Here is a 22641-nt window from a genome sequence, read left to right on the forward strand (position 1 = left end):
ATTCCTATACTATAGCAGTTCTGGTAAATAATCATTGTACAAGACAACGGTCTAATACACCGATGTCAGGAGGTTAAACAGTTATGGTCAAAGTGGGAAGAGCAGGGTTTATATATCTTTATATTGTTCCAAAATGAACCCAATTTAATTAGAGTGGCAACACATTAAAGAAGATGAATTAGCTGCAACATTAATTGAGATTACAAGGTGTTGAAAAATTTATGATTTTTCTTGAATTCTTTTAATTAGGTTTAGTGCCTTTTCATAATCATCTTTTCTTGCTTGTTTCTGAAATAAGTCGGCGGCTTTTTGTAAATCTTGTATCGCACCCTGCTTATCTCCTAATATCGATCGCGCAATACCAAGATTGGCGTAGGCTTCAGCATAGTCTGGGTTGATTTTTATATCCTGGTCGAAATCGGCGATCGCACCCTGGTTGTCTGCTAAGCTCGATCGGGTGACACCTCGGTTATAGTACAATACGGTTGACTTAAGAACAATCTGACTTTCAAGAGATGCCTGTATTGCCTAGAAAATCTTGAGATGACATTCGTCAAAAAGCGTTAAGTCCACCGTATTGGTTTATGGTGATTCTTGAAGTCTATTAATTATATTTATTGCCTTTTCGTAAAGAACTTTATTGCCTTGTTTCTGAAATAATTCTGTGGATTTCTGAAGATCTGCGATCGCACCCTGCTTGTCTTTTAACCTCGATCGAGTAATCCCCCGATTGTAGTAGGCTAAAGCATAGTTGGGGTTAATTTTCAGGGCTTGTTCGTAATCGGCGATCGCACCTTGACTGTCTCCTGAGTCATCCCGGACATTGCCCCGATTGACATAGGCGGTGGCATTGTTGGGGTTATTTTTGATGGCTTGGTCATAATCTGCGATCGCACCCTGTCTGTCTCCTGACTCATCGCGGAGATTGCCTCGATTGATGTAGGCATTAGCATCATTGGGCTTAATTTTTATGGCTTGGTCAAAATCTGCGATCGCACCCTTCTTGTCTCCTAAGTTCGATCGGACTACACCGCGATCGTTATAGGCCTCGGCATAATTGGGGTTGAGTTTAATCGCTTGAGTGTAAGACTCTATAGCACCCGGATAATCTCCTGCTTTGTACTTTTCTACAGCCTGATTGTAAAATTCTTCCGCTGTTTGGTTTTGTGTCAAAGCCTCACTGGCTACCTGTGCGCCCACATCCACCTTCGTTGAAGCCAACAATCTGAAACTTTGGTCGATCGGAATTCTCAATGAAAAGCTTTTATTTTCGGCATAACTCGGTTGACAATTTACTAAACCTGTGGTTGTTGAAACAACTAATCCTGTCAACACTCCAGTCAAGATTTTAAAATTCATCCTAATCTCCACCTTTTGGTAATTTCAAGCAACTATTTTGACATCTGCGGTTATTTAGGCGATCGCCTCCACCAACGTTTTCAAATCCGGCACTTCTAAATCCGGCTGGGCGCTGGCCGGCAGTGTCGCACCAAATCCTGTTCGATCGTATCTCCTATTTACCCAAACTGTCGATATTCCCATACCTGAGGCTGGTACAATGTCGTGATACAGGCTTTGAGCGACGTGCAGGAGTTTTGACGGTGGTATGCCCATTTTCTCGATCGCCATTTCAAAGTTGCGAGTTGACGGTTTGTACGATCGTACTTGTTCGGCAGTAATCACCCAATCGAATTCAACTTTTAAATGTTTGGCAGTACCAGCAAACAAATCGTCATCAATGTTGGAAATTACCGCCAATTTATATTTTTGCTTGAGCGCTCTCAAAGCTGCAACTGTATCCGGGAAGGGCTGCCAATTTTTGATCGATTCAACCAAACAATTAATTTCTGTTGCCGACTCTGTTTCTGTCGGTTCAAAACTAAATCTTTTACCAATTTTTCTGACTATTTCTTGCAGAATTTCCCGATATTTGATATACTCACCCCTGTCTTTTTCCAGTTCCGATTCAAACTCAGCAAACATTTCTAAAGTTCCGTCATCGCTAAAATCGATTTCGCGGTTGGACAGCAACTGTTTCAAGACTGGTAATATCCCACTTTCCCAATCTATGAGAGTGCCGTAGCAGTCAAAACTCACAACTTCAAATTGATTAAAATCTAACATCTGTCATTCCTCCTATTTTATCGAGACTGAGCCAGTCCAACCTATAGAAACCGATTTATTACAAGGATTAAAGGCGATCGACCAGTTTTTTAGGAAAAAACCCGGTTTCTGAGCAGCAATCCGTAAGTCCTGTTGATTCTATTTTACGGTTGGTATTCAGCAAAAATTTCAATTTTGCCGACAATATTGCGATTAAAGTCTGCCAACTCTTCCGCTGGAATCCAATACTCTTGATGAATCGAACTCCCGACAGTTTGGACGGGATACTTTTTCAAGAATTCAGCCACAACTCGAAACCTGGTTGCATAACCAAAATATCCCGATGCTGCATCTTTGGTATTCCAATCTCGTGCAATTTGTATGGCATATGCTTTGTGAAGTACGGGATAAAAAATAGGCTGGAAAGACAGTCGCGGCGGAAATTCCAGAAAATCGCTTTCTTTAATTAATTCCATTTCTTTTTTTCCGACTGCTCTAAACAGAGTTACCGTCTCTTTATCTGATATGTTTATATTTTTAAACCAATCTTTCCAAGCCTCCCAATTGTGAATTATTTTAGCCACTTCCTTGTAACCAGCAGCCCGAGGATGGGAACCGTCATTGTTGGTAAGTTCTTCGATCCAAATCTCTGATTTTTCCAGCGGGGTACAAATATCTAAATAAGGCACATTTAACTCGCTACAAACTTGGGAAAACTGCTCGGATAAACTGGCTATTCTGATTGTGCGCTCGACATCAATAACTGGCGGCGGCCCTATCATTAAGACTGGCACTCTTTCTTTCGCAGAGTTGAGAATATAGCGGAGATTTTCAATTGACTTTTCAAGTTCGACGCGAGTTTTTCCGTTTTCAAAATAAGTGTCGTTGACGCCAAAGGAAAATACTATTCTGCCGTCGCAGTAGTGAGGTAAGCGACAAGAAATTTCGCTGAACCACCGAGTTTCTATATCCGTACTGGTTTCTCCCCGCACTCCTAAATTATAGTAGGTAATATCCTGTCTTTGCCCGCTAGCTGCCGCGCAAACACGTCCTGTCCAACCAAGATATTTGGGGTCGCCCGTACCATTGACAAAAGAGTCGCCGATAAAACAAATACGCATAACGTTTTTTGATTTTGGATTATACAGTTGACAGTTGACGGTTGACAGTTGACAGTTGACAGGTAAATTGATAATTGGCAATAGAATAGTCAACATTTATGTTGTTGACAGTGGAGCGATATTATGTAAGAGTATGGTCGGTGCGTGAGAGTAAGTAGTCTCTTAGTTTCGATGTGAATATTTCTCTACTATCGCGCACCGGGAAAGAGATTTATTAACAATGACCAATGATATCATGTCCGGTGGATTCCCCTAACAAAAATGGTTCGTAGTGCGGACTTCAGTCCGCAGATTTTTGCGGACTGAAGTCCGCACTACGAACTAAAATGACTAATGACCAATGACCGATTAGTTTTTGCCCGTAACGGACAATCCCTCTACAATTACAGATGGTGTGTGGCAAGAACCGTTCCACTCGGAGTCTCCTCCTAATTCTACCAATTGTTTGAGGACGCTGTAGACGTTGCCGGCTACCATGGTGTCTTTGATTCTGCCGATTATTTGACCTTTTTTGACTCTGTAGCCGAGATCGACGTTTATTGAAAAATCGCCGGAAATTCCGGCACTGCCGCCAAGCATTTGATCGATGACAATGCCGTCGTCTAATTGAGCGATTAAGTCAATTAACGATCGCTCTCCTGGTTTAATCAAAACATTAAACAAACTCGGCGTTGGATAGCTGCCCAAACCCGGGCGAAATCCGTTGCCGGTAGTGCCGCTTCCCAAGGCTCGACCGGTGGTGCGATCGGTATAAAATAGCTGCAATACTCCGCTGTTGATAAAGACGATCGCCCGAGTGGGAGTACCTTCGTCATCAAAAGGACAGCTATAGGGCCCGATATCCGGCTGCTGCGAGAGAGTGACAAGGGGCGATGTTACTTGTTGGCCCAATCGATCGTTCCAAGGAGAAGCGCCTTCGAGTACCTGTTTACCATTCAACGCCGCACAGACAGTCCCCCACAGCAAATCGGCAGCTTTGGCTGTAAACAGTACCGGCACGCGGCCCGTGGCGGGGGCTACATTTTCTTTCGCCCATTCCAAACGCTGCAAAACCCGCTTGGCGCTGGTGGTTAAGTCGAGCTTGCCGCGTTCGGTTTCGCCATCCCAAATGTTGAGGAAATCTTCGCCGCGGACTAATTCTGCTGACAAATAACCGCTGAGGGTGGTGTCGGTGTGGCTAGAATCCAAGCCTCTGGTGTTCAGCAAGCGGGTACTTTCAATTTCGCAGTCGAGCTCGGCGGTGCAGAGGCTTTCTGGATAGGCTTCGCGGACGATCGCGATCGCCTCTTTTCCCCAGTTTACCAACTGTTCGGCTGGGACTGACACTCCGCGATCGGGATACACAACTTTGTCACCGGTGCCGAGTTCGATGGTTTCCGGTTCGTTGAGTTGCGAAAGTGCGATCGCGCGATCGACCAAAATCTGGGCTTCCACGGGCCCGTAGGCTACCGCCAAACCCGGCCGCCCGTCCCGCCACAGCCGCAGCGCAATGCCTTCTGCTTGGGCAGTTTCTAGCTGTTTGAGGCGGTTTGCTTCAAAAAATACCGGCCGCGAGAGCGATTGCGATTCCAATACCTCAGCAGCTTCGGCACCTGCTTTGGTGGCTAATTCTAGCAGTTGTTCTGCTGATTGGTGATTGGTCATTGTTGTCGGTGGTTAGTTATTGGTTATTAGTTATTAGTTATTGGTTATTAGTTATTGGTTATTAGTTATTGGTTATTGGTTATTAGTTACTGCTTACTGGTTACTGGTTATTAGTTATTGGAAGCCACAACCCATAATCTACAACTAACCCTTCGACGGAGTTTATCCTGAGCTTAGTCGAAGAACTCAGGGCATCGCAACAACTAACAACTAACAACTAACAACTAACAACTAATTAGTTAGTTCGTGCAGCAGCCAAAATCCTGCAAAAGATTCCGATTGTGAATTCGACTGAATTGCTAAAAAATGTACTTGTTTTGCTTGCTTTTTCGCCGCTTCAAATGATGCCGCTTCTTTCTCAGTTGCTGAGTCTCTGAGATTAGCTATAATCCAGCGATCGTTAGCTCCCGTATCTAATACCAGCCTAGGGATAGGGGCGCTATCATATCTGAGAAAAGCTAATTCCAAACCCGACATCCAACCTGCTAAAGCCGTTGCTCTCGATGAGTAGATAATTAATCCTGGAATTTGTGTTTCCGGGGCGAGGCGTGTCATCGGGAGTCCGAAAGCTTCGCCAAATCCAATATCCCACTCGGACATTTCGTCAAAAGCTGCGATCGGCAAACTCACAAACGTCCATTTTTCGCCGATTAAGGCATCCGGCAGCGCTATGGGCGTTTCGGGTACAAATTGAACGGTGGGGTTCACAACCGGCTGATAACCCGGTTCGGCGGGATAAACGTCTTGCATCCGTTCTTCCAGCCACAGGCTGAGGGCGAGGGTGCGGCGGCTGGAGGCTGAGGGAATATCCAATTCCTCGCAGGCTTTGGTAATCATGTTCGCCATTTGGCGGCGAAAAAAGCGGATTTTTTCGGGTGGTTTCGGTGCAGAGGCGATCGCATCTTTAATTGCACCAGCCAGCCACAGGGAATTCACGGTTGTACTGGGGCAGAATTGCGAATAGCGAAACAGAGATTCTGCCTTGTCGCCTACATTCAGCGGGCTTTCGCAAATCAACACTTCCCATTTTTTTTTGTCTCGCTCGTCTAGGATTGGACGGCTGTAAAAGTCGAGTTCCCAAATAGTAGCCATGCCGCGCTGTTAAAAATTAATCCTTTCTCATGTTACCTGACATCGGGCAAGTTTCTGATGAGTAAGAATTTAAGACTGATTTTCAATTGCGGGCGATCGCGCTTACCTAACTAATTATGCCTCTGCCTACTTGACGGGCGATCGCGCTTTCCCCAAAAATACCCTTCTCCCTCGCCGCTTCCCATCTAAATTTCCGCAGCAGCACCCAATCGGACGCATTAACAATTTTGAGCATAACAGTCCCCCAGCAATCTCAACCCTCGATATTTGTTAAACTTGTCGAAGCCAAGGAAAACTCTAACTATAGCTTGATCCGATGAGACAAATCATTCTCGAAAAGATTGTTTCAACCCTACAACCTTTAGATTTTGTTCTCGCTTTGTGGCAGGGAGGTTCAGCAGCCCACGGCTACACAGACGAATGGTCAGACCTCGATATTGCAGTGCTGGTTGCAGATAACTGCATCGAACAAACGTTTGAGATTGTGGAAAAAACCATCGCCGAAATTGGTGAAATAGAACTCAAATATCGAGTTCAAGAACCTGCTTGGCACGGTCAATCCCAGTGCTTTTGGCGGCTCAAAGAAACTCCGCCGTTCTTGCTAATTGATTTTGCCGTTTTCCGGCGCAGCAGCCGCAACGATTTTCTAGAAATCGAGAGACACGGACAAGTCCAGATCGCTTTTGACAAAGCCAATCTAATTGTACCGCCTCATTTGGATACAAACAAGCATCTTGCCCAAATGCAAGCCAGATTCAACGAAATCACAATTCTTTTTGATTTGCTGCAACCTCTGGTCAAAAAAGAGATATATCGCGGTCATTTAGTAGATGCGATCGGCAACTATCACAACTGGACGCTTTTACCCTTGGTCGAACTCTTGGGCAGGATCTACCGTCCCCACAGATACGACTTTAACCTCAAATATTTCACCCGAGATTTTCCGCCCGCAATAGTCGATCGCGTCACACCGCTTTTCTGCATTGCAAATCTGGAAGATTTGAGAGCAAAACAGCAAACAGCCGAGGCTTTTTTCGCAGATACATTGCCGCAGGCAGAAGCTAAATTATACTCTAATACCAATTCTCAAAATTAGTAATAGGGTGCGTCAGCCACTTCTCGTGGCTCCCCACCTGAAAATTAGGCTCCTCGCTGACGCACCCTACAATATCTTCGATCCTTCAACCGCAGATGTCAGACAGATAAACACAGATAAACGCAGATAATTTCCGGGTGTTTTCCGATTTTTGTAAGAGGTCTATTATACTCTAATACCAATTCTCAAAATTAGGGAAACAGGACTGCCGTTTCGACCCAGAGATGGCCGACAAGGCACTGCAATTTGCCACGCAGATTGCGAACACGGTAAAACCTGTTTATCAAGGTAATATGGAAGTTTTAACAATTGGCATCAAATTTATGATTGTAGCAATATACTGTCAATCTTGTGCAAGAATATCCTATTAAACCTAGAGGGCTGAAGCCCAACAACGTACCTCATCTTTTTGAGAACCGCTATAACCTAAAGTGCTAAAGATTTCGTCCCTAAAGCGATTAATATAGTAGCAGCAACCTTAAAGATTAGCATCCCATGACAAAACTCAGCGTCAACATCAACAGAATCGCCCTGCTCAGAAACTCTAGAAATATCGGCATTCCCAGCGTTACCGAAGCTGCAAAAACAGTAATCGCCGCCGGAGCTCACGGCGTCACAGTCCATCCCCGCCCCGACGAAAGACACATCAAAGCTGCCGATGTTTACGACTTAGCTAAAATGCTAACCGTCGAGTTCAACATCGAAGGAAATCCGTTTCAACCTCCTTTTATGGATATAGTTTGCGATGTCAAACCTGCTCAGTGTACCTTAGTGCCGGATGCTCCCGACGTGCTCACCTCGGATAGCGGTTGGGATATTCCCGAAAATCGCGATCGCCTGTTACCAATTATTGAAAAATTAAAAGACAACGGCATCAGAGTCAGCTTGTTTATGGACGCAGATGCTGCTCTCATGCCCCTAGCCAAAGAAGTTGGAGCAGACCGAGTAGAGCTGTACACGGAACCCTATGCAACTGCTTTTCGTGAAGGGAATGTAGAATCTGTTTTTCAAGAGTATGTTTTAGCAGCTAAAGCGGCTCAATCTGTAGGTTTGGGAGTGAATGCCGGACACGATCTAAATTTGGAAAATTTAGCTAAGTTTTGCTCTATTCCTAATATACTAGAAGTCTCGATCGGTCACGCTTTAATTGCGGAAGCGCTAGAAATGGGCTTGTCCAATACGGTAAAAGCTTACCTAAAAATTCTCTCAGGTTCGTAGTACAAATAAACCTCGCGTGGCAGGGCTAGTTTTGCACAAAAATCATGACTAAACCTGCCCCTGGTATGTACAAAGCATAGGAACCTTTCAATAGTTGACAGTTGTAGGGGCAGTGCCCCCGTGCCTGCCCTCTTAGTTGACAGTTTGAGATCGACCTCTACCCTTAAGTCCGAGGAATGAAACGGTGAATAATTTTGTTTTATTTCCCCCTTCTTAAGAAAGAGGCTTTAAACCCATTCTTCTTGGTCGTTGTGGACTGCGCGATTCTGGGCATTAATAGCGGGAATGTGCGATCGCCCTGCACCCTAAAAGCCGATCGCCCTCGCACAAGGTAACAGTAGAGACCGCAGTCAGGGGTGTCAAGGGCATTTTGGTGGTAGCAAGACCAATCCGGAAGCCCAGACACCGAGTTTTTTGGGTGCAGGCATTTTTTTACCCATATCCTTGGAAAAAACTTTAATTTTCCTTAACCCAATTGCTGAAATTCTCAACGATACTATGCGTAGGCAGTATCATTAAAATGTCCCGAGAAATGTCCCGACAAATTGAGGCTACTACTTAGCTCCCGCACTACCAATCTGCTACCAACAGTTTTGTGCAAGTACGGGATATTTACCTGTATCCTAGATGCTGCTGTAGCCAAGTGTGCGATCGCGCCTACTTAATCCGGTGCAAACAGGCAAACACAAGTAACCATATACAACTCCTTACCCCTGCCAAGTGCGACATGAAAAAACTAATTTTACTGACTGGAATGCTACTCATGATGACGGCAAAATCCGTATTTGCCAGCCCTGTAGCCCCCAAATTTGAACCGAGCGAGCGGATGGCCGCTGCGGAAATTACACAAACTGTTAATACACCCGTTACTTCTGCCCTAGTTGCTAAGCAAGAACCGATCGAGCCAACGTCAGTTACCCCAGCCCCGGTTGCTAAGCTAGAGCCGATCGAGCGAATGTCAACCTCGGAAATTCGAGCCACAATCAGCGAACCAACCACCTATATTTTTGAAGGCGTCAAAGGGCGAGAACTCACACTCTCGCTGTGGGCGGGAAAACTGACAGCCCAACTGTACAGCCCCAACGGTCAAAATCTGGGAGTTGTTGACAAAAGTGACAATCAGTGGATAGGTCAGTTGCCAGAGTCCGGCATTTACCGCGTGCGAGTTACTCCCAAAGGTGAGACTAGCGCCTTCGTACTCGAACGCGACTTTAACGCCAAGTGGACTTATAGGCCCGATCGCGCACTTCCCATAGCATACGGGGAAACAGAAGCCACAGTTAGGCTCAAAATGTCCGGCTACCAAATCCAGCCCCTGACAGTTCCCGGAAAACAGGGACAGACAATCACGGTGAATGCTAGCAACAAAAATCTCGATGTGGCGATCGAATCTCCATCGGGACAACTCCTAGATCAAGGCGAAGGTCAAACTTTTGCTCAACTCCCCGAGTCTGGCACCTACAAGGTGCTGATAGTTGCCAACAGGCCAGTTAAATCCTCGATCAGAGTTGCGGTGCGATAGATCGAGATAGATAGAAAAAACATTCTTGAGGGCGATCGAAATTTCCCTCGCCCAACCACAAAAGCTCGCCCGAAACGCGATCTTTTTTTTGCCTAAAATCAACCGCTAAAGAATGATATCATGTCCGTTTGTAGTGCGGACTTCAGTCCGCTTTATGCTGCGGACACTCCCGACGCACTACAAACAGTTTTTGTGATGGTAATCAACCGGACATCATATGATTCATCAAGATTTGTACGGGTAGTGGATGGTGCGTGCCTACCCCCCTATCTATCGAGGCAACCTATGGTGGTTTTATTGTCAGGATAGGAAATATTAAACTACCAAATTAGATGCGCTTACCCTGGCAGTTGGGCCAAGGTACGTTGTTGCGCTTAAGCGCTCTTTCCTAATATTATAAAGAGCGCTTAAGCGCAACTACGTACCTAATTTGTCTGATGACTATAACACCACCCTGCCTATCTATCGGGGCAACCTAGGGCGGTTTTATTGTCACTATAGGAAATATCAAACTACCAAAAGTATCGCTCAAAGGTGGGCTGGCAGTTTGACCTATGTACGTAGTTGCGATCTTTGCACTCTTTCCTAATATTATAAAGAGCGCTTAAGCGCAACAACGTACCTATGACAACTGTCAACTGAATTCTCAACCTTGAATCAGCGCTGCAAAACGTTCTTGTTTCCAAATGCAGCTTAAATCGGAGTCAGCTACAGCTAATTCTCGGTATAAATTAGGCATAAACTCCACAGCCCGCTGCAAATTGTCAAGGGCCAAATCAGCAAAGCCCAGCAGTGCATAACAGCAAGCTTGATTGTAAAAAGCGTTAGCAAAATCAGGATTGATTTCTAAGGTAGTTTCATAGCAAGCGATCGCCTCCGAATAGCTACCTTGCTGCGCCAATTCCACACCTCGATTGTACCAAATCAAATAATCTTCAAAGATACATTCTGATGTGGGAGTGAACTTGGCATTTTTTTGATTTAAACCGACTAATTTTTGCAAAGCAATTCGTCGCTCGCCTACAGCTTCGGCTCTGCCCGGTTTCAGAGCGATCGATCGACTAAAACTAGCCACTGCTTGCTTGTAAAGTCCCATGGAGTTGGCAGCTAGACCGCGATTGTACCAAGCCTTCGCATCATCTGGGTTAAACTCGATCGCGCGATCGAAACTGTTGAGCGCCTGATAGTAAAGCTTGAGTTCCAGCAGAGCATTCCCTCGGTTGTACCACGCCCAAGGCGCATCTGGGTGCAAACTCAAAGAGCGATCGAAACTCAGAACCGCCTTATGGTAAAGCCGCATATCGATCAGCGTCAGTCCCCGGTTGTGCCAAATACTCGCCGCATATGGGTTGAACTCCAGAGCCCTGTCAAAACTGTTAAGAGCCTCCAAAGGGCGGCCCAACTTTCCTAAAGCAATAGCCCGGTTGTGCCAGCCAAAGCTCGCATCCGGCTGCACCGCCAAGGCTTCATCAAAACTCGAAAGCGCCTCTAAATGTCGTTCTAAGTTGCCCAAAGCCATACCTCGCCCGAACCAAGCCTTATAATGATCCGATTGCAAGTTCACAGCTCTGTCAAAATTCGCCAGAGCACTATCATGATCGTTAGCTTCGAGGTGGCGCGAACCCAGATGATAATACCAAGCTGCTTCCAAGTTTTGAATTAAGTTCATAATATTTTTGCATCTATCTTAGGGATGATTCTACACAAAAAATGCCCGAGCTTCATCTGTAATTTCACTAAAAATTAGAAAATTTTGATACAGGGCGATCGCCCGTACAAACTGCTAGCGACAACCTCAACAATTGGCGGCTGAAACAGAGTAATTTCCTCCGATTAAATGCTTTTTCAGCTAACCACACTCATCGCTGGTTGGAGGTGCTGCAAATCTCAGGCTGGCGCGAGTCACGCAACTATTACCAGAAAGAATTGGTTGAAAGTCGTAACCCTTTGAGGGAGAAATTACGATCGGACTATTTATTACCCCAATCCTCGCACTTCTAAGTAGAGGTCGCTATCAAACTGTCAACTGTCAACTGTCAACTGTCAACTGTTAAACGCATCCAAAATTAGGTTTGCAATTACACTAAGAGTGCAAATCTCGTAGTTCCAATAGCTCCAACTTCTGCTTAGCAAATTCAAGCAACCACAACCGCTGTTTGAGCAGTTTCGCTCAACAACAACCTGCCTGAAGCATCAATACTAAAATCCTTCCCCAGCACAAAACCCTTGCCCATCAAGCGCTTGCAAACAACCAGCGCCGTAATGCGACGAATTTCTTCCATCACGTCAGCAGGAATCAAATAACTCAAACTCCAGATCACCGACTCACAGTCAGACCAAATCAAGCGCTCAATGCTGACAATCATCAAAGCAGCTACGCTGTCTGTTGACAGCCGCCCTCTGAGATCTGCAATCAAATCTTTGCCAATTAAGCTATTGCGAGTCATCATCGCTCTAGCCATCTTTCCAATTTCTTGTTCGAGTTCTAAATGATTCATGCTTGGCACTGGCTGTTATGTTTTTAAAGCACTAATCGGAGTAAAAACAGTGACTGCTACCAGGCTCTGCTCTAGGGTAGCTGACGCAGGCTCTACCGCAACTCCTTTTAACAAAGTATACCTAAAGAAAGATTAAAAATGTATCTAAAGGCAGATACTAAAATTTATTTTTTTCTCATAAATGGATGAAAAACTTCCCACAACAGTTGGTCTGAGCAGCAACTCAGAGCCTGAGGCAAGTTAAGAATTGGTAAATTCGATACATAATAAAGATGTAGTTGCTTCGGAGAAAAACAGCAATGGCTGCACAAGGGCCAGATATCGATATTGCCCCCTATATCGACCACGCCCTCATCGATCCGGGCGCCACTCCCGAGCAAGTAGAACACTGCTGCCAACAAGCAGAAAGATTTGGGTTTGCCACAGTTTGCGTGTATCCCGCCTACGTGCGACAAGCGGTAAGTCTTCTGCACGGCACAAAGCCAAAAGTTTCGACAGTCATAGGTTTTCCCACGGGAGCAACCACATCAGCAGTCAAACTCTACGAAGCTCTAGAAGCGGCAGACAGCGGAGCCGTTGAGTTAGATGTCTCGGTCAATTTAGGATTGTTGAAAGCCGGAAAAAGCGACGAATTTCACCGGGAATTGGCCGAAATTTGCGAAGAAACCGGACTAACTATCAAGGCAATTATCGAATGCTCGATGCTTTCTGATGAGGAAAAACAATTAGCGGCTGAGCTTTGCATGGAGGCGGGCGCCGTTTATATCAAAACTAATACGGGCTTTTTTGGTGGGGCGACGGTTGAAGATGTACGGTTGTTGAAGGAATTTACTAAGGGAAGGGTTGGTATTAAAGCGGCCGGAGGAATTCGCACTCACGAACAAGCTATAGATTTGATCGTGGCTGGTGCGACTCGTTTGGGGACTTCTCGCGGCCCGGAATTAATCCGCCAGCGAGATAATTTAAATCAGACTCATTAGTCATTGGAAGGTACGTTGTTGCGCTTGAGCGCTCTTTAATCTATGAAAGAGCGCTCAAGCGCAACTACGTACCTCAAAATTAATTCCTATAAGAATGCCGTTGTAAATCTAAAATCTAAAATCTAGTGACTCGAACTTACAAAGCAATTGGAATCAATCTTAAGAGTGCGCCGATCGGCGAATCCGATCGCCTGCTGACAGTTTTGACACGGGAATTCGGCTTAATTAAAGCTGTAGCGCCCGGTGTTCGCAAACAGCGATCGAGCATTGGCGGGAGAAGCGAGTTATTTGTTGTCAACGAATTGCTCATCGCCAAAGGCCGATCGCTCGACAAGATTACCCAAGCTAGCACCGTCGAATCCTATCCGGGTTTGAGCCGCAACTTAGGAAAACTATCCGCCGCACAATATCTGGCCGAATTGGCGATCGCCAGCGCCCTTTCCGACGAACCCCAAGAATCACTGTTCTTTTTGCTGGGGGAACACTTGAGCCGTTTAGAGCGTTTGTCCGATCGCACAGAAATCCAATCCGCCGCCCTGCTACTCGCCCATCTAGCCCAGGGTATTTTTCACTTGCTAGCCCTAGCAGGCCTCGCGCCCCAAGTCCAAGTCTGCTGTGCTACCAGAGAGCCACTCATCCCAAATTTCACAGATCCGAACTGGCAAACCGGGTTTAGTATACCCTCTGGGGGAACCTTCAGCTTGCCAGAGCTAGCTAACCTAGAGGCAGAACTTTCCTCACAAACCGGCAGCCTGTACAGATCCAGCTCCCGTTCCCGGCAAACGAGCGACAGCAAACACTTGATAAATTTCCATATTAATGCTAAAGAATTAGCTGCACTGCAACAGTTGGGTAGTGCAGAACTAGGAGAGGGGATTGCCGATCGCGCGACTTGGATATCAGTAGAAAATATTTTGCGGCAATATGCCCAGTATCATTTAGGTTGCACGATTCGATCGGGAAGCTCGATCGACACCTACTTGGAGAGTTTTGAGTTTTAAATTTTGAATCTCGTGGAGTAAAAATCTCACGGAATAGCAGGGGTTTGAAGCCCCAGCATGAAGGCAGATTGTGATAAGAACGAAGTTTAAATCTCCATTTTCATCACTTCGCTGTCAACTGTCAACTGTCAACTGTCAACTGTTTAACTCAGCTTGCGGGATATCCGAACCTGTAAGCAATTTCAGGTAAATGCTCAAAATTCTTGCAAAACTAGATAATAAGAAAAGTTACGAGTTATTAAATTTAGAGGTTAACGCCTCAATTTGAATTCCCATCCCCCCAAGCTCAACCATCCCAGGCGATCCACCCCAAATCCTATGATGCGACTGTCCGATACTGATTTGAGAAGATCTATTTTAGCTGTGACCCACCACAAGATGGAAGAACGAGAAAATTTTCCAGATTTTGACTCATCGCCCGTCTTTGCCGATCGACAATGGAGTAACGCCCAAGACCCAGAAATGGACAAATATCCCACAAATCCAGAAATAGACTGGAACAACAGCCAGGAACCAGAAGCCATCCCCCCGCTGTCAACCGCAGCAACCGCAGCAGAGCTCGCGGAAGCAGCAGGCGAAACTCCCGAGCAACAAACCGGATTTCTGCCGGTGTTGAAAAACCGAAATTTTCTAGCCTTGTGGAGCGGTCAAGTTTTCTCGCAACTAGCAGATAAAGTTTATCTCGTACTGACGATCGCCCTGGTAGCCAGCAGATTTCAAGCGCCAGATCAAACCATCAGCAGGTGGGTGTCAGCAATCATGATCGCCTTTACCATACCTGCGGTGCTGTTCGGGGCTGCTGCGGGCGTATATGTCGATCGTTGGTCGAAAAAAGCAGTGCTCGTAGCCACAAACCTGCTGCGGGGAGGCTTCGTCTTAACATTACCCCTGCTGCTGTGGCTGTCTGACGGGTGGGAACTCGGTCAACTACCGCTCGGATTCTGCCTGCTGCTGCTAGTAACATTCCTAGTTTCGACCCTAACTCAATTTTTCGCCCCAGCAGAACAGTCAGTAATTCCCTTAATTGTGGAACGCCGCCACCTGCTATCGGCAAACTCGCTCTACACCACAACCATGATGGGTTCGGTGATTATCGGCTTTGCAGTCGGAGAACCCTTACTAGCCTTAGCCGACAACCTATTTACCAACCTCGGCGGCGGACTCGGCATCGGTAAAGAATTAGTAGTCGGGGGAAGTTACGCCTTCGCCGGAGTGCTGTTGCTGTCGATGAAAACAGGCGAAAAAAACGAAGTCGAACACGAACCGCCGCATCCCCTAGCAGATTTAAAAGACGGTTTGCGTTACATCAACGATCAACCGAAAGTCCGCAATGCTTTAATTCAACTAATTATTCTATTTTCCATTTTTGCAGCCTTAGCAGTTCTAGCGGTGCGGCTGGCAGAAATCCTGCCCGGTATGAAAGCGTCGCAATTTGGCTTTTTGCTGGCTGCGGTGGGCGTCGGGATGGCTGCTGGGGCGACGACAGTCGGCTATCTCGGCCACAAATTTTCTCATTCCCAACTGAGTTTAATCGGATCTGTGGGTATGGCAGTTGCTCTGATCGGTATTTCTGCATTTACGCACCATTTGTGGATCTCGGTGCTGTTCATTACCCTGTTGGGTTTGTTTGCCTCGTTGGTGGGAGTGCCGATGCAGACGACAATTCAAGCAGAAACCCCAGAAGAAATGCGGGGAAAAGTCTTTGGGCTGCAAAACAATGCGACTAATATCGCTTTGAGTTTACCATTAGCTTTAGCGGGAGTAGCCGAAACATTTCTGGGTTTGCCGACGGTATTTTTGGCTTTGGCAGGATTGGCGATCGCAGGTGGCGTCTTAACCTGGTATATTTCCCGTAGCACTAATAGCAAAGTCGATCGAATTTAAAAAATAACAAACTCTGATTTACTCGAATGCACATCGCTTGGCTAGGAAAAAAATCACCTTTTTGCGGTAATGTAACTTACTCCAGGGAAGTCACTAACGCACTATTAGACCGCGAATACCAGGTCAGTTTCCTGCACTTTGCCCAAGAAGCGGGCCAAATTGACAGGAATAATGCCGCGTGGAGCGTAGCAAATGGAAAATGGGGAAGTGGAATTACTCCAACTTCATATACCAATTCGCTTTCGCCCGCGAGTTGCAACGAAGTTTCTTTACCCTGTCACTACAAATCGCAAATTTATACGATTCCAACTCTCAAATCCCGCACAGTGTTGATGAAGTCTTTGCGGCGGCTGAAACCGGATGTTGTTCACGCTTCCCTGACGCTTTCGCCCCTAGACTTTTTGCTGCCGGAAATTTGTCAAGAATTGAATTTGCCTTTGGTGGCGACTTTTCACCCGCCGTTCGATCGCAAATTGCGGAATTTAACATCGGGAACCCAACACCTGATGTATCAACTGTACGCTCCGTTTTTGGCTAACTACGACTCGACGATCGTCTTTTCTTACATTCAGCGGGATATTTTGGTGAAGTTGGGAGTGCCGGAAGAACGGGTAGCTGTGATTCCCAACGGCGTAGACGCGGCGAAGTATTCGCCGGGGCCTTCAAACTTGAAGTCGGAATTAAAAGCCGATCGACTTTTTGTATATCAAGGCCGCATTGCCCCCGAGAAAAATGTTGAGGCTTTGCTGAAGGCCTGGAAACAATGTAATTTTGGCCCTGGTAACGTATTGGCGATCGTAGGCGACGGGCCCCTCGCCGCCTCCCTGCAACTGTCCTACGGCGAAGAGGACGGCATTGTATGGCTCGGATTTGTCGCCGAGGAAGAACGCCGGATCGAAATTCTGCGCGGTGCAGATGTATTTATTTTGCCTTCTTTGGTGGAGGGACTGTCGCTGTCGCTGCTGGAAGCGATGGCCTGCGGTTTAGCTTGTTTGGCAACGGATGCCGGTGCTGACGGAGAAGCCTTGGAGGAAGGCGCGGGGATAGTTTTGAACACTCAGCGGGTGCGGAGTCAGTTACTAACTTTGCTGCCGCTGTTTTGCGATCATCCTGAGTTCGGAATGCTGCTGGGTCAAAAAGCACGCCAACGGGCGATCGAGCGTTACACTCTCAGTCAGAATATTACTGAGTTGGAAAAGCTGTATTCAGAGGTTTTGCAGAAGCAGCGGGTGCCGCTGCGGGGCTTGGCATAAATTGTTTGATTCACAATGAAACAAACTTACAACGCTCTTATTTTATATCCCCGACTTCTTAAAAAAGTCGGGGATATGGGTTGACTGCGATCGGTTTTTGGTTACTTGTTATTTGTTATTTGTTATTTTTTATTTTTTATTTAGTAGAAAGGCGCAAATAAACAGCACTGTGCAACCAAATATAGATTGCACTCAAACCCTCTTCCCTTCTGACTCCTGACTCCTGTCTCCTCTGCGATCCCAACGATAAATATTTACGCCAACTTACTTTGTTATTTGTTGCAGATAATAGCATTAATGCCCAATGCCCAATTCCCAATGCCCAATTACCAATTATCAAATCCGTGAATTATAGGAATCCTGCACCTACAGTTGATATTATCATTGAATTGGTCGATCGCCCGCAGCGACCGATCGTCCTCATAGAACGCCTGCATATTCCCTACGGCTGGGCGATTCCTGGGGGCTTTGTCGATTACGGGGAATCGGTAGAAACGGCGGCTAAGCGCGAAGCTTTAGAAGAAACAAGTTTGAATGTAGAATTAATCGAGCAATTTTACGTTTATTCCGATCCCAATCGCGACGCGCGGCAACATACAATCAGTATTGTATTCTTGGCTGCGGCAACGGGCGAACCTCAAGCTGCGGATGATGCTAAAAATTTACAAATTTTTGAATCTTGGCAGATTCCTAGTGAGTTGTGTTTCGATCACAGGAGTATTTTACGCGATTATTGGCGTTACCGTCATTATGGATTGCGGCCGCGTTTGACAGTTGACAGTTGACAGTTGTTACTTGTTACAAAAAAGGTTTGTAGTGCGGACTTCAGTCCGCAGCAGAAAGCGGACTGAAGTCCGCACTACGAACCTTACTTATTTCCCGGTTAATCGGCCGGAGATGACATAAAGAATGCCAAATGGTTTTCGGTTCAAGCAATTACCAATTACCCATTACCAATGAAAATTCTGACAATATTAGGCGGAGGTGCATGGGGTTGTGCCCTGGCAAATCTGGGAGGTAAAAAGGGCGATCGGGTAAATTTGTGGTCGCGCCGCAGTTCTTTTAGTCTAGAATCAGTTATAACTGGCGCCGATGTTGTGGTTTCGGCGGTTGCAATGAAAGGAGTTGGCGAAACAGTCGATCGCCTGCTTGCCTTAAATCCAAATCCCAGTACAATTATAGTTACTGTCACCAAAGGTTTAGACCCCGCCACGACGCGCACTCCGTCTCAAATTTGGCAAAATGCCTTTCCTGACAATCCAATTGTCGTACTTTCGGGCCCCAATCTTTCCGAAGAAATTCAGCAAGGATTACCCGCTGCGACGGTAGCGGCGAGTTTAGATTTAGCGGCGGCCAAACAAGTGCAGACTATTTATAGTTCGGATATTTTTCGGGTTTATGTCAATCAAGATCCCCTGGGGACTGAGTTGGGCGGCACTTTGAAGAATGTTTTTGCGATCGCCGCTGGTGTTTGCGATGGTTTACAATTAGGAACTAATGCTAAATCTGCTTTGTTAACTCGCGCTTTGCCGGAAATGATTCGGGTGGGAGTTCGGTTGGGAGCTCGCGCCGAAACGTTTTACGGTTTGTCTGGTTTGGGAGATTTACTCGCTACTTGCAATAGTTCTTTGTCGCGCAATTATCGGGTTGGTTTCGGATTGGCGAAAGGCAAGTCTTTGGAGGAAGTTGTGCAGGAATTGCAGAGCACTGCTGAGGGAGTTAATACTACTAATGTATTGATTGATTTGGCGGATAGGCGAGAGATTGAAGTCCCTGTATCCAGTCAAGTTTACCGTTTGCTAAATGGTGAAATTACTCCCGAACAAGCTGTTTTATCACTGATGGAACGTGCTTTGAAACCGGAGAATTAAGAACCGTACAGGTGGCGATTAGCGAAAATTTATCAAATGCGATCGCAATCTAGAGTCTAGTACAACTAGCACCAAATAATGCACTTGCCTTCTTGAAACAATGGTTAAAATACCCAATTGGTTAATCTATGCACTCATTTGTTCGCTATTATACGGTATTTGGGGATTTTTTGGGAAGTTAGCTACTAAATATATTGACTACAAAACAGTTTTTGTTTATGAAACAATCGGCGCTATTTTAACTACAGTATTCATTCTTGCCAACAGTAAAAACTTGAGCCTTGAGGGAAATATTGCAGGAATCCTATCTGCTTTATTAATCGGTGTTTGCGGAACTGTGGCATCTGTGATTTTTCTGAGATCCATTGAAAGCGGGCCAGTTATCAGCGTCATCAGCATTACATCCCTTTACCCACTAATTACTGTATTTCTATCATATTTCTTTCTGAAAGAACCAATTACAATCCCGCAAGTTATCGCTCTTGTGCTAGCCATAGTTGCAGTTATACTTGCGTCTTAGTTGAAATACATCCCCTTTGTCAATTTTTCATTGAGGGGGAAACCGGGTTTTTGCGATAAATATTGCATCAAAACACTTAATCATATCATATCCGGTCGATTGCCATAACAAAAATGGTTTGTAGTGCGGACTTCAGTCCGCAAAAAGCTGCGGACTGAAGTCCGCACTACGAACTAATACGAACTAATCTTATTGCGGTTAATCTATCGGACACAATATCATGGAACAACCCGGTTTCTTTGGTATCTTATATTTCGCGTTTCTGCGTTACCTAATTGTTACTTACCGCCGTAATAAAAGGCAACTTCTTTGTCTTTTAGCGGTGCGAAGTCAGCAGCAATTAACATTGGATCGAGTTCTGCTTGAGACAGGTGTTTGACTCCAATTCGGACAATGCGCGATCGCATGGTGTTCGACACGCCGCTGCGCTGTCTCCCGGCTTCTAATCCCATTACTTTCTCGTACAGGTCTAATTTTGCTTTCGGAATCGCAGTGCCGTCAAAATCGATTCCTGAGGCGATCGCCACATCGATCGCATCTGCACCAGTTGTAGATTGAGCGGCTGAGTTTGTTTCTGAAGACATTGTGCTGTGATATCAAAGTTTGTTGTGGGAGCATCTTACCAGAGAACTATCCCCATCTAAGCAAAAAAGCGATCGACCTCTCTAATATCCACATTTCCACCGCTGACAATCACGCCAACTCTCTTATTTTCAGCTTTCACAACTCCTGACAGCAAAGCCGCCGCAGCTAACACTCCCGTCGGTTCAACAACAATCTTCATCCGCTCCCACATAAAAAACATTGTATTGCGAATTTGCGCTTCCGAAACTGTTGCCATATCGTCCACATAATGCAGTACCAAAGGAAAAGTCAATTTCCCCAAAGACGGGGTGCGCGCACCGTCAGCAATAGTATCCGGGTTGCTAACAGTTTGCAGCGTTTTGGTGCGGAACGATCGCACGGCATCATCTGCTTGCTCGGGTTCCACCCCTATGACTGTACACTTCGGAGACAAAGTTTTAGCTGCGATCGCACATCCCGACAATAAACCTCCACCGCCGCAGCAAACCAGCAGCAAATCCAACTCCCCAACTTCTGCGATCAATTCCAGCGCCGCCGTACCTTGTCCCGCGATCACTCGCGCGTCATCATAAGGAGGAATAATTGTCAAGTGTCGTTCCCTGGCAATTTGGGCGGTGAGCTCTTCGCGGGAAACTTGAGTGCGATCGTACAAAACAATTTCGGCACCATAGCCGCGAGTCGCTTCCTGCTTGACTTTGGGCGCATCTGCCGACATTACCACAGTAGCGCGAATTTGTAGCAACTGGGCGGCAAGGGCGATCGCCTGCGCGTGATTTCCCGAAGAAAAAGTCACTACTCCGTTGTGTTTTTGGGCTTCCGATAGCTGCATCAAAGCATTGCAAGCACCCCGAAATTTAAACGAGCCCGTCCGCTGAAAGTTCTCGCACTTGAAAAATACCTGAGAATTTGTCCGTTTGTTGAAAGTTGTCGAAGTCAGCACCGGTGTCTTGAAAGCTTTGCCCTGCAAGCGCTTTGCCGCCGCCTCCACATCAGCAAAACAGACTTGCAAAGCATTTTTATCGGTAAAGTTGGCTGTCATATTGTTTCTGCCTGGGGTGCTTGGGCGGGATTATATCATACATAGAATCAAAGCTTAATCAATTTTGATGATATGACATATCGGAAATTATTATCTATTGACTATTGCAACTAATTACCAAAAGCGTTGTAGGATAACATCAAGGTTATTGCAATAGATTATCAAAAAGTTGCGGTTGTGCAGGAGAGGAATTAATGAATGCAAAGTTTAAAGTGCTAGCAAGCGCTAGCGCAGGATTGTTGCTGCTAGCGGGTTTGACAGCGAATGCAATGGGAATTGGGCAGAAGGCGATCGCGCAAACAACCCCAAAGGGCGATCTAGATTTAACAGCACAAGCAGCTATAAGTCGCATTAGGATCGTATTTGCCAACCGCAGAGATGCTACAGACTTGCAAAACAAAGCCAATCAAGTAGCTGCAATACTCTCAAAAGAAATCGGAATGCCCGTGGAAGCAGTCATCGGCGACGAAACCGCCGCTGTAGAAGCATTGAGGGCGAATAGGGCAGATGTCGCATTTGTAGCAGGGCGCGCGGCATTAAAAGCAGAACAATTAGCCAAAGCGCGGATGTATTTAGCAGAAGTTCGCAGTGATTATTCCGGCGGAAATACCTACGATTCTGTGTTTGTAGTGCGGCAAGATAGTCCGCTGCGCCCGAAAGGTTCAGCAAAGCAAACCCTCGAACAATTGAAGGGTAAAAAAATGGCTTTCACATCTCGAACTTCCGGTTCAGGATTTATTTTCCCAGTCTCAGAATTAGTAGGTCAAGGATTAGTCTCAGGCCCGGATAGACTGGAAAATTTCTTTGGAAATGTTACCTACGGCGACGGTTACGGGAGCGCTTTGCAATCAGTTTTAAGAGGTCAAGCAGAAGTCGCAGCCGTCTCGGAATACGCTTTACTACCGCCTTGGATTACAGCAGAAGAAGGCAAGAAATTGCGAGTTTTGCAGCAGATACCAGGAGTTCCAGCCCACGGAATTGTAATTGACGATAGCATTCCGGCACCAATGCGAGAAAAACTCATCAATGCTTTCATGAAAATGAACGAACCTGCAAACAATCAATTGTTCCGCAGCTTGTACAATTCCCAAAAATTGGTAAAAGTCGATCATGCTAGCCATTTAGCAAGCTTGCGCCAAGCTTTGGTGCGTGCTAAACTCGAACCGTAAAATCAAGGTTCGTAGTGAGGACTTTAGTCCGCAGAAAAGCCGGAC

The 22641-nt window shown here is 46.0% G+C and carries 22 protein-coding genes and 1 pseudogene; 12 read left to right on the forward strand and 11 right to left on the reverse strand.

Annotated elements, in window-relative coordinates; translation table 11 throughout:
* Nucleotides 1-27: 27 nt before the first annotated feature.
* Nucleotides 28-148: pseudogene (locus QZ938_RS00150) on the forward strand (IS630 family transposase); the annotation flags it as partial.
* A gap of 71 nt (nucleotides 149-219) precedes the next feature.
* Here the strand turns inward: QZ938_RS00150 and QZ938_RS00155 are convergent.
* The 7 genes from QZ938_RS00155 to QZ938_RS00185 form a co-directional block, all read right to left on the reverse strand.
* Entirely contained in the window at nucleotides 220-480 is a 261-nt protein-coding gene (locus tag QZ938_RS00155; RefSeq protein WP_293143597.1) for a tetratricopeptide repeat protein, read from the reverse strand.
* A gap of 102 nt (nucleotides 481-582) precedes the next feature.
* Nucleotides 583-1359: a tetratricopeptide repeat protein gene (locus tag QZ938_RS00160; RefSeq protein WP_293346846.1), complete on the reverse strand. Its 777-nt coding sequence runs from the start codon at nucleotides 1357-1359 to the stop codon at nucleotides 583-585.
* A 54-nt stretch (nucleotides 1360-1413) separates the two neighbouring features.
* Nucleotides 1414-2124 carry a haloacid dehalogenase type II gene (locus QZ938_RS00165; protein ID WP_293346843.1) on the reverse strand — a complete coding sequence of 237 codons (711 nt, stop codon included), beginning with the start codon at nucleotides 2122-2124 and terminating at the stop codon, nucleotides 1414-1416.
* Between the two features lie 143 nt (nucleotides 2125-2267).
* The gene (locus tag QZ938_RS00170; RefSeq protein WP_293346840.1) at nucleotides 2268-3224 is read right to left on the reverse strand and encodes a GDSL-type esterase/lipase family protein; all 957 of its coding nucleotides are present in this window, start codon (nucleotides 3222-3224) and stop codon (nucleotides 2268-2270) included.
* Nucleotides 3225-3572: 348 nt separating this feature from the next.
* Nucleotides 3573-4868, reverse strand: a complete 1296-nt coding sequence (locus tag QZ938_RS00175) for a TldD/PmbA family protein (RefSeq protein ID WP_293144013.1) — start codon at nucleotides 4866-4868, stop codon at nucleotides 3573-3575.
* A 231-nt stretch (nucleotides 4869-5099) separates the two neighbouring features.
* Nucleotides 5100-5960, reverse strand: a complete 861-nt coding sequence (locus QZ938_RS00180; protein ID WP_293143612.1) for a Tab2/Atab2 family RNA-binding protein — start codon at nucleotides 5958-5960, stop codon at nucleotides 5100-5102.
* Between the two features lie 106 nt (nucleotides 5961-6066).
* Nucleotides 6067-6195 carry a hypothetical protein gene (locus QZ938_RS00185; RefSeq protein WP_293346836.1) on the reverse strand — a complete coding sequence of 43 codons (129 nt, stop codon included), beginning with the start codon at nucleotides 6193-6195 and terminating at the stop codon, nucleotides 6067-6069.
* An 81-nt stretch (nucleotides 6196-6276) separates the two neighbouring features.
* Here QZ938_RS00185 and QZ938_RS00190 point away from each other — a divergent pair, with 81 nt between their 5' ends.
* From QZ938_RS00190 to QZ938_RS00200, 3 genes are all read left to right on the forward strand, one after another.
* A complete protein-coding gene (locus tag QZ938_RS00190) occupies nucleotides 6277-7056 on the forward strand; it encodes a nucleotidyltransferase domain-containing protein (protein WP_293346833.1) in 780 nt (259 codons plus the stop codon).
* Nucleotides 7057-7551: 495 nt separating this feature from the next.
* On the forward strand, nucleotides 7552-8274 hold the full coding sequence (locus QZ938_RS00195; RefSeq protein ID WP_293346830.1) for a pyridoxine 5'-phosphate synthase: 723 nt from the start codon (nucleotides 7552-7554) through the stop codon (nucleotides 8272-8274).
* A 727-nt stretch (nucleotides 8275-9001) separates the two neighbouring features.
* Entirely contained in the window at nucleotides 9002-9796 is a 795-nt protein-coding gene (locus tag QZ938_RS00200; protein ID WP_293346827.1) for a hypothetical protein, read from the forward strand.
* Nucleotides 9797-10442: 646 nt separating this feature from the next.
* On the opposite strand, the gene QZ938_RS00205 is transcribed toward QZ938_RS00200, so the two are convergent.
* Together QZ938_RS00205 and QZ938_RS00210 are read right to left on the reverse strand one after the other, a co-directional pair.
* Complete coding sequence (locus tag QZ938_RS00205) at nucleotides 10443-11465, reverse strand: tetratricopeptide repeat protein (RefSeq protein WP_293346824.1); 1023 nt, start codon at nucleotides 11463-11465, stop codon at nucleotides 10443-10445.
* 466 nt (nucleotides 11466-11931) lie between these two features.
* The gene (locus QZ938_RS00210) at nucleotides 11932-12294 is read right to left on the reverse strand and encodes a hypothetical protein (RefSeq protein WP_293185172.1); all 363 of its coding nucleotides are present in this window, start codon (nucleotides 12292-12294) and stop codon (nucleotides 11932-11934) included.
* A gap of 299 nt (nucleotides 12295-12593) precedes the next feature.
* Between QZ938_RS00210 and deoC the strand changes: the two genes are divergently transcribed.
* From deoC to QZ938_RS00245, 7 genes are all read left to right on the forward strand, one after another.
* Complete coding sequence (gene deoC, locus QZ938_RS00215; protein ID WP_293143636.1) at nucleotides 12594-13274, forward strand: deoxyribose-phosphate aldolase; 681 nt, start codon at nucleotides 12594-12596, stop codon at nucleotides 13272-13274.
* A gap of 125 nt (nucleotides 13275-13399) precedes the next feature.
* Nucleotides 13400-14275, forward strand: a complete 876-nt coding sequence (gene recO / locus QZ938_RS00220; RefSeq protein ID WP_293346821.1) for a DNA repair protein RecO — start codon at nucleotides 13400-13402, stop codon at nucleotides 14273-14275.
* Between the two features lie 318 nt (nucleotides 14276-14593).
* On the forward strand, nucleotides 14594-16159 hold the full coding sequence (locus tag QZ938_RS00225; RefSeq protein ID WP_293346818.1) for an MFS transporter: 1566 nt from the start codon (nucleotides 14594-14596) through the stop codon (nucleotides 16157-16159).
* A gap of 26 nt (nucleotides 16160-16185) precedes the next feature.
* Nucleotides 16186-17412: a glycosyltransferase family 4 protein gene (locus QZ938_RS00230; protein ID WP_293143645.1), complete on the forward strand. Its 1227-nt coding sequence runs from the start codon at nucleotides 16186-16188 to the stop codon at nucleotides 17410-17412.
* Nucleotides 17413-17756: 344 nt separating this feature from the next.
* Nucleotides 17757-18197, forward strand: coding sequence for an NUDIX hydrolase (locus tag QZ938_RS00235; protein WP_293144015.1), 441 nt, complete (start codon nucleotides 17757-17759; stop codon nucleotides 18195-18197).
* A 171-nt stretch (nucleotides 18198-18368) separates the two neighbouring features.
* Nucleotides 18369-19283 carry an NAD(P)H-dependent glycerol-3-phosphate dehydrogenase gene (locus QZ938_RS00240; protein ID WP_293143654.1) on the forward strand — a complete coding sequence of 305 codons (915 nt, stop codon included), beginning with the start codon at nucleotides 18369-18371 and terminating at the stop codon, nucleotides 19281-19283.
* 100 nt (nucleotides 19284-19383) lie between these two features.
* On the forward strand, nucleotides 19384-19803 hold the full coding sequence (locus tag QZ938_RS00245) for an EamA family transporter (protein ID WP_293346815.1): 420 nt from the start codon (nucleotides 19384-19386) through the stop codon (nucleotides 19801-19803).
* Between the two features lie 278 nt (nucleotides 19804-20081).
* On the opposite strand, the gene QZ938_RS00250 is transcribed toward QZ938_RS00245, so the two are convergent.
* Both QZ938_RS00250 and QZ938_RS00255 read right to left on the reverse strand, forming a co-directional pair.
* Nucleotides 20082-20387, reverse strand: a complete 306-nt coding sequence (locus QZ938_RS00250) for a DUF4090 family protein (RefSeq protein ID WP_293143660.1) — start codon at nucleotides 20385-20387, stop codon at nucleotides 20082-20084.
* Between the two features lie 56 nt (nucleotides 20388-20443).
* A complete protein-coding gene (locus tag QZ938_RS00255; RefSeq protein ID WP_293346812.1) occupies nucleotides 20444-21427 on the reverse strand; it encodes a threo-3-hydroxy-L-aspartate ammonia-lyase in 984 nt (327 codons plus the stop codon).
* 194 nt (nucleotides 21428-21621) lie between these two features.
* Between QZ938_RS00255 and QZ938_RS00260 the strand changes: the two genes are divergently transcribed.
* Nucleotides 21622-22596 (forward strand): phosphate/phosphite/phosphonate ABC transporter substrate-binding protein, encoded by a 975-nt coding sequence (locus QZ938_RS00260; RefSeq protein ID WP_293143666.1) that lies wholly within the window; start codon nucleotides 21622-21624, stop codon nucleotides 22594-22596.
* Nucleotides 22597-22641 lie beyond the last annotated feature (45 nt).

The organism is Microcoleus sp. CAWBG27 (genome assembly GCF_020883145.1).
Classification (GTDB): Bacteria; Cyanobacteriota; Cyanobacteriia; order Cyanobacteriales; family Microcoleaceae; genus Microcoleus.

Excerpts from the sequence above, each read along its gene's own strand:
- QZ938_RS00160 (WP_293346846.1), bottom strand. The coding sequence starts at position 1,359 with ATGAATTTTAAAATCTTGACTGGAGTGTTGACAGGATTAGTTGTTTCA.
- QZ938_RS00165 (WP_293346843.1), bottom strand. The coding sequence starts at position 2,124 with ATGTTAGATTTTAATCAATTTGAAGTTGTGAGTTTTGACTGCTACGGC.
- QZ938_RS00170 (WP_293346840.1), bottom strand. The coding sequence starts at position 3,224 with ATGCGTATTTGTTTTATCGGCGACTCTTTTGTCAATGGTACGGGCGAC.
- QZ938_RS00175 (WP_293144013.1), bottom strand. The coding sequence starts at position 4,868 with ATGACCAATCACCAATCAGCAGAACAACTGCTAGAATTAGCCACCAAA.
- QZ938_RS00180 (WP_293143612.1), bottom strand. The coding sequence starts at position 5,960 with ATGGCTACTATTTGGGAACTCGACTTTTACAGCCGTCCAATCCTAGAC.
- QZ938_RS00185 (WP_293346836.1), bottom strand. The coding sequence starts at position 6,195 with ATGCTCAAAATTGTTAATGCGTCCGATTGGGTGCTGCTGCGGAAATTT.
- QZ938_RS00190 (WP_293346833.1), top strand. The coding sequence starts at position 6,277 with ATGAGACAAATCATTCTCGAAAAGATTGTTTCAACCCTACAACCTTTA.
- QZ938_RS00195 (WP_293346830.1), top strand. The coding sequence starts at position 7,552 with ATGACAAAACTCAGCGTCAACATCAACAGAATCGCCCTGCTCAGAAAC.
- QZ938_RS00200 (WP_293346827.1), top strand. The coding sequence starts at position 9,002 with ATGAAAAAACTAATTTTACTGACTGGAATGCTACTCATGATGACGGCA.
- QZ938_RS00205 (WP_293346824.1), bottom strand. The coding sequence starts at position 11,465 with ATGAACTTAATTCAAAACTTGGAAGCAGCTTGGTATTATCATCTGGGT.
- QZ938_RS00210 (WP_293185172.1), bottom strand. The coding sequence starts at position 12,294 with ATGAATCATTTAGAACTCGAACAAGAAATTGGAAAGATGGCTAGAGCG.
- deoC (WP_293143636.1), top strand. The coding sequence starts at position 12,594 with ATGGCTGCACAAGGGCCAGATATCGATATTGCCCCCTATATCGACCAC.
- QZ938_RS00225 (WP_293346818.1), top strand. The coding sequence starts at position 14,594 with ATGATGCGACTGTCCGATACTGATTTGAGAAGATCTATTTTAGCTGTG.
- QZ938_RS00230 (WP_293143645.1), top strand. The coding sequence starts at position 16,186 with ATGCACATCGCTTGGCTAGGAAAAAAATCACCTTTTTGCGGTAATGTA.
- QZ938_RS00240 (WP_293143654.1), top strand. The coding sequence starts at position 18,369 with ATGAAAATTCTGACAATATTAGGCGGAGGTGCATGGGGTTGTGCCCTG.
- QZ938_RS00245 (WP_293346815.1), top strand. The coding sequence starts at position 19,384 with ATGGTTAAAATACCCAATTGGTTAATCTATGCACTCATTTGTTCGCTA.
- QZ938_RS00250 (WP_293143660.1), bottom strand. The coding sequence starts at position 20,387 with ATGTCTTCAGAAACAAACTCAGCCGCTCAATCTACAACTGGTGCAGAT.
- QZ938_RS00255 (WP_293346812.1), bottom strand. The coding sequence starts at position 21,427 with ATGACAGCCAACTTTACCGATAAAAATGCTTTGCAAGTCTGTTTTGCT.
- QZ938_RS00260 (WP_293143666.1), top strand. The coding sequence starts at position 21,622 with ATGAATGCAAAGTTTAAAGTGCTAGCAAGCGCTAGCGCAGGATTGTTG.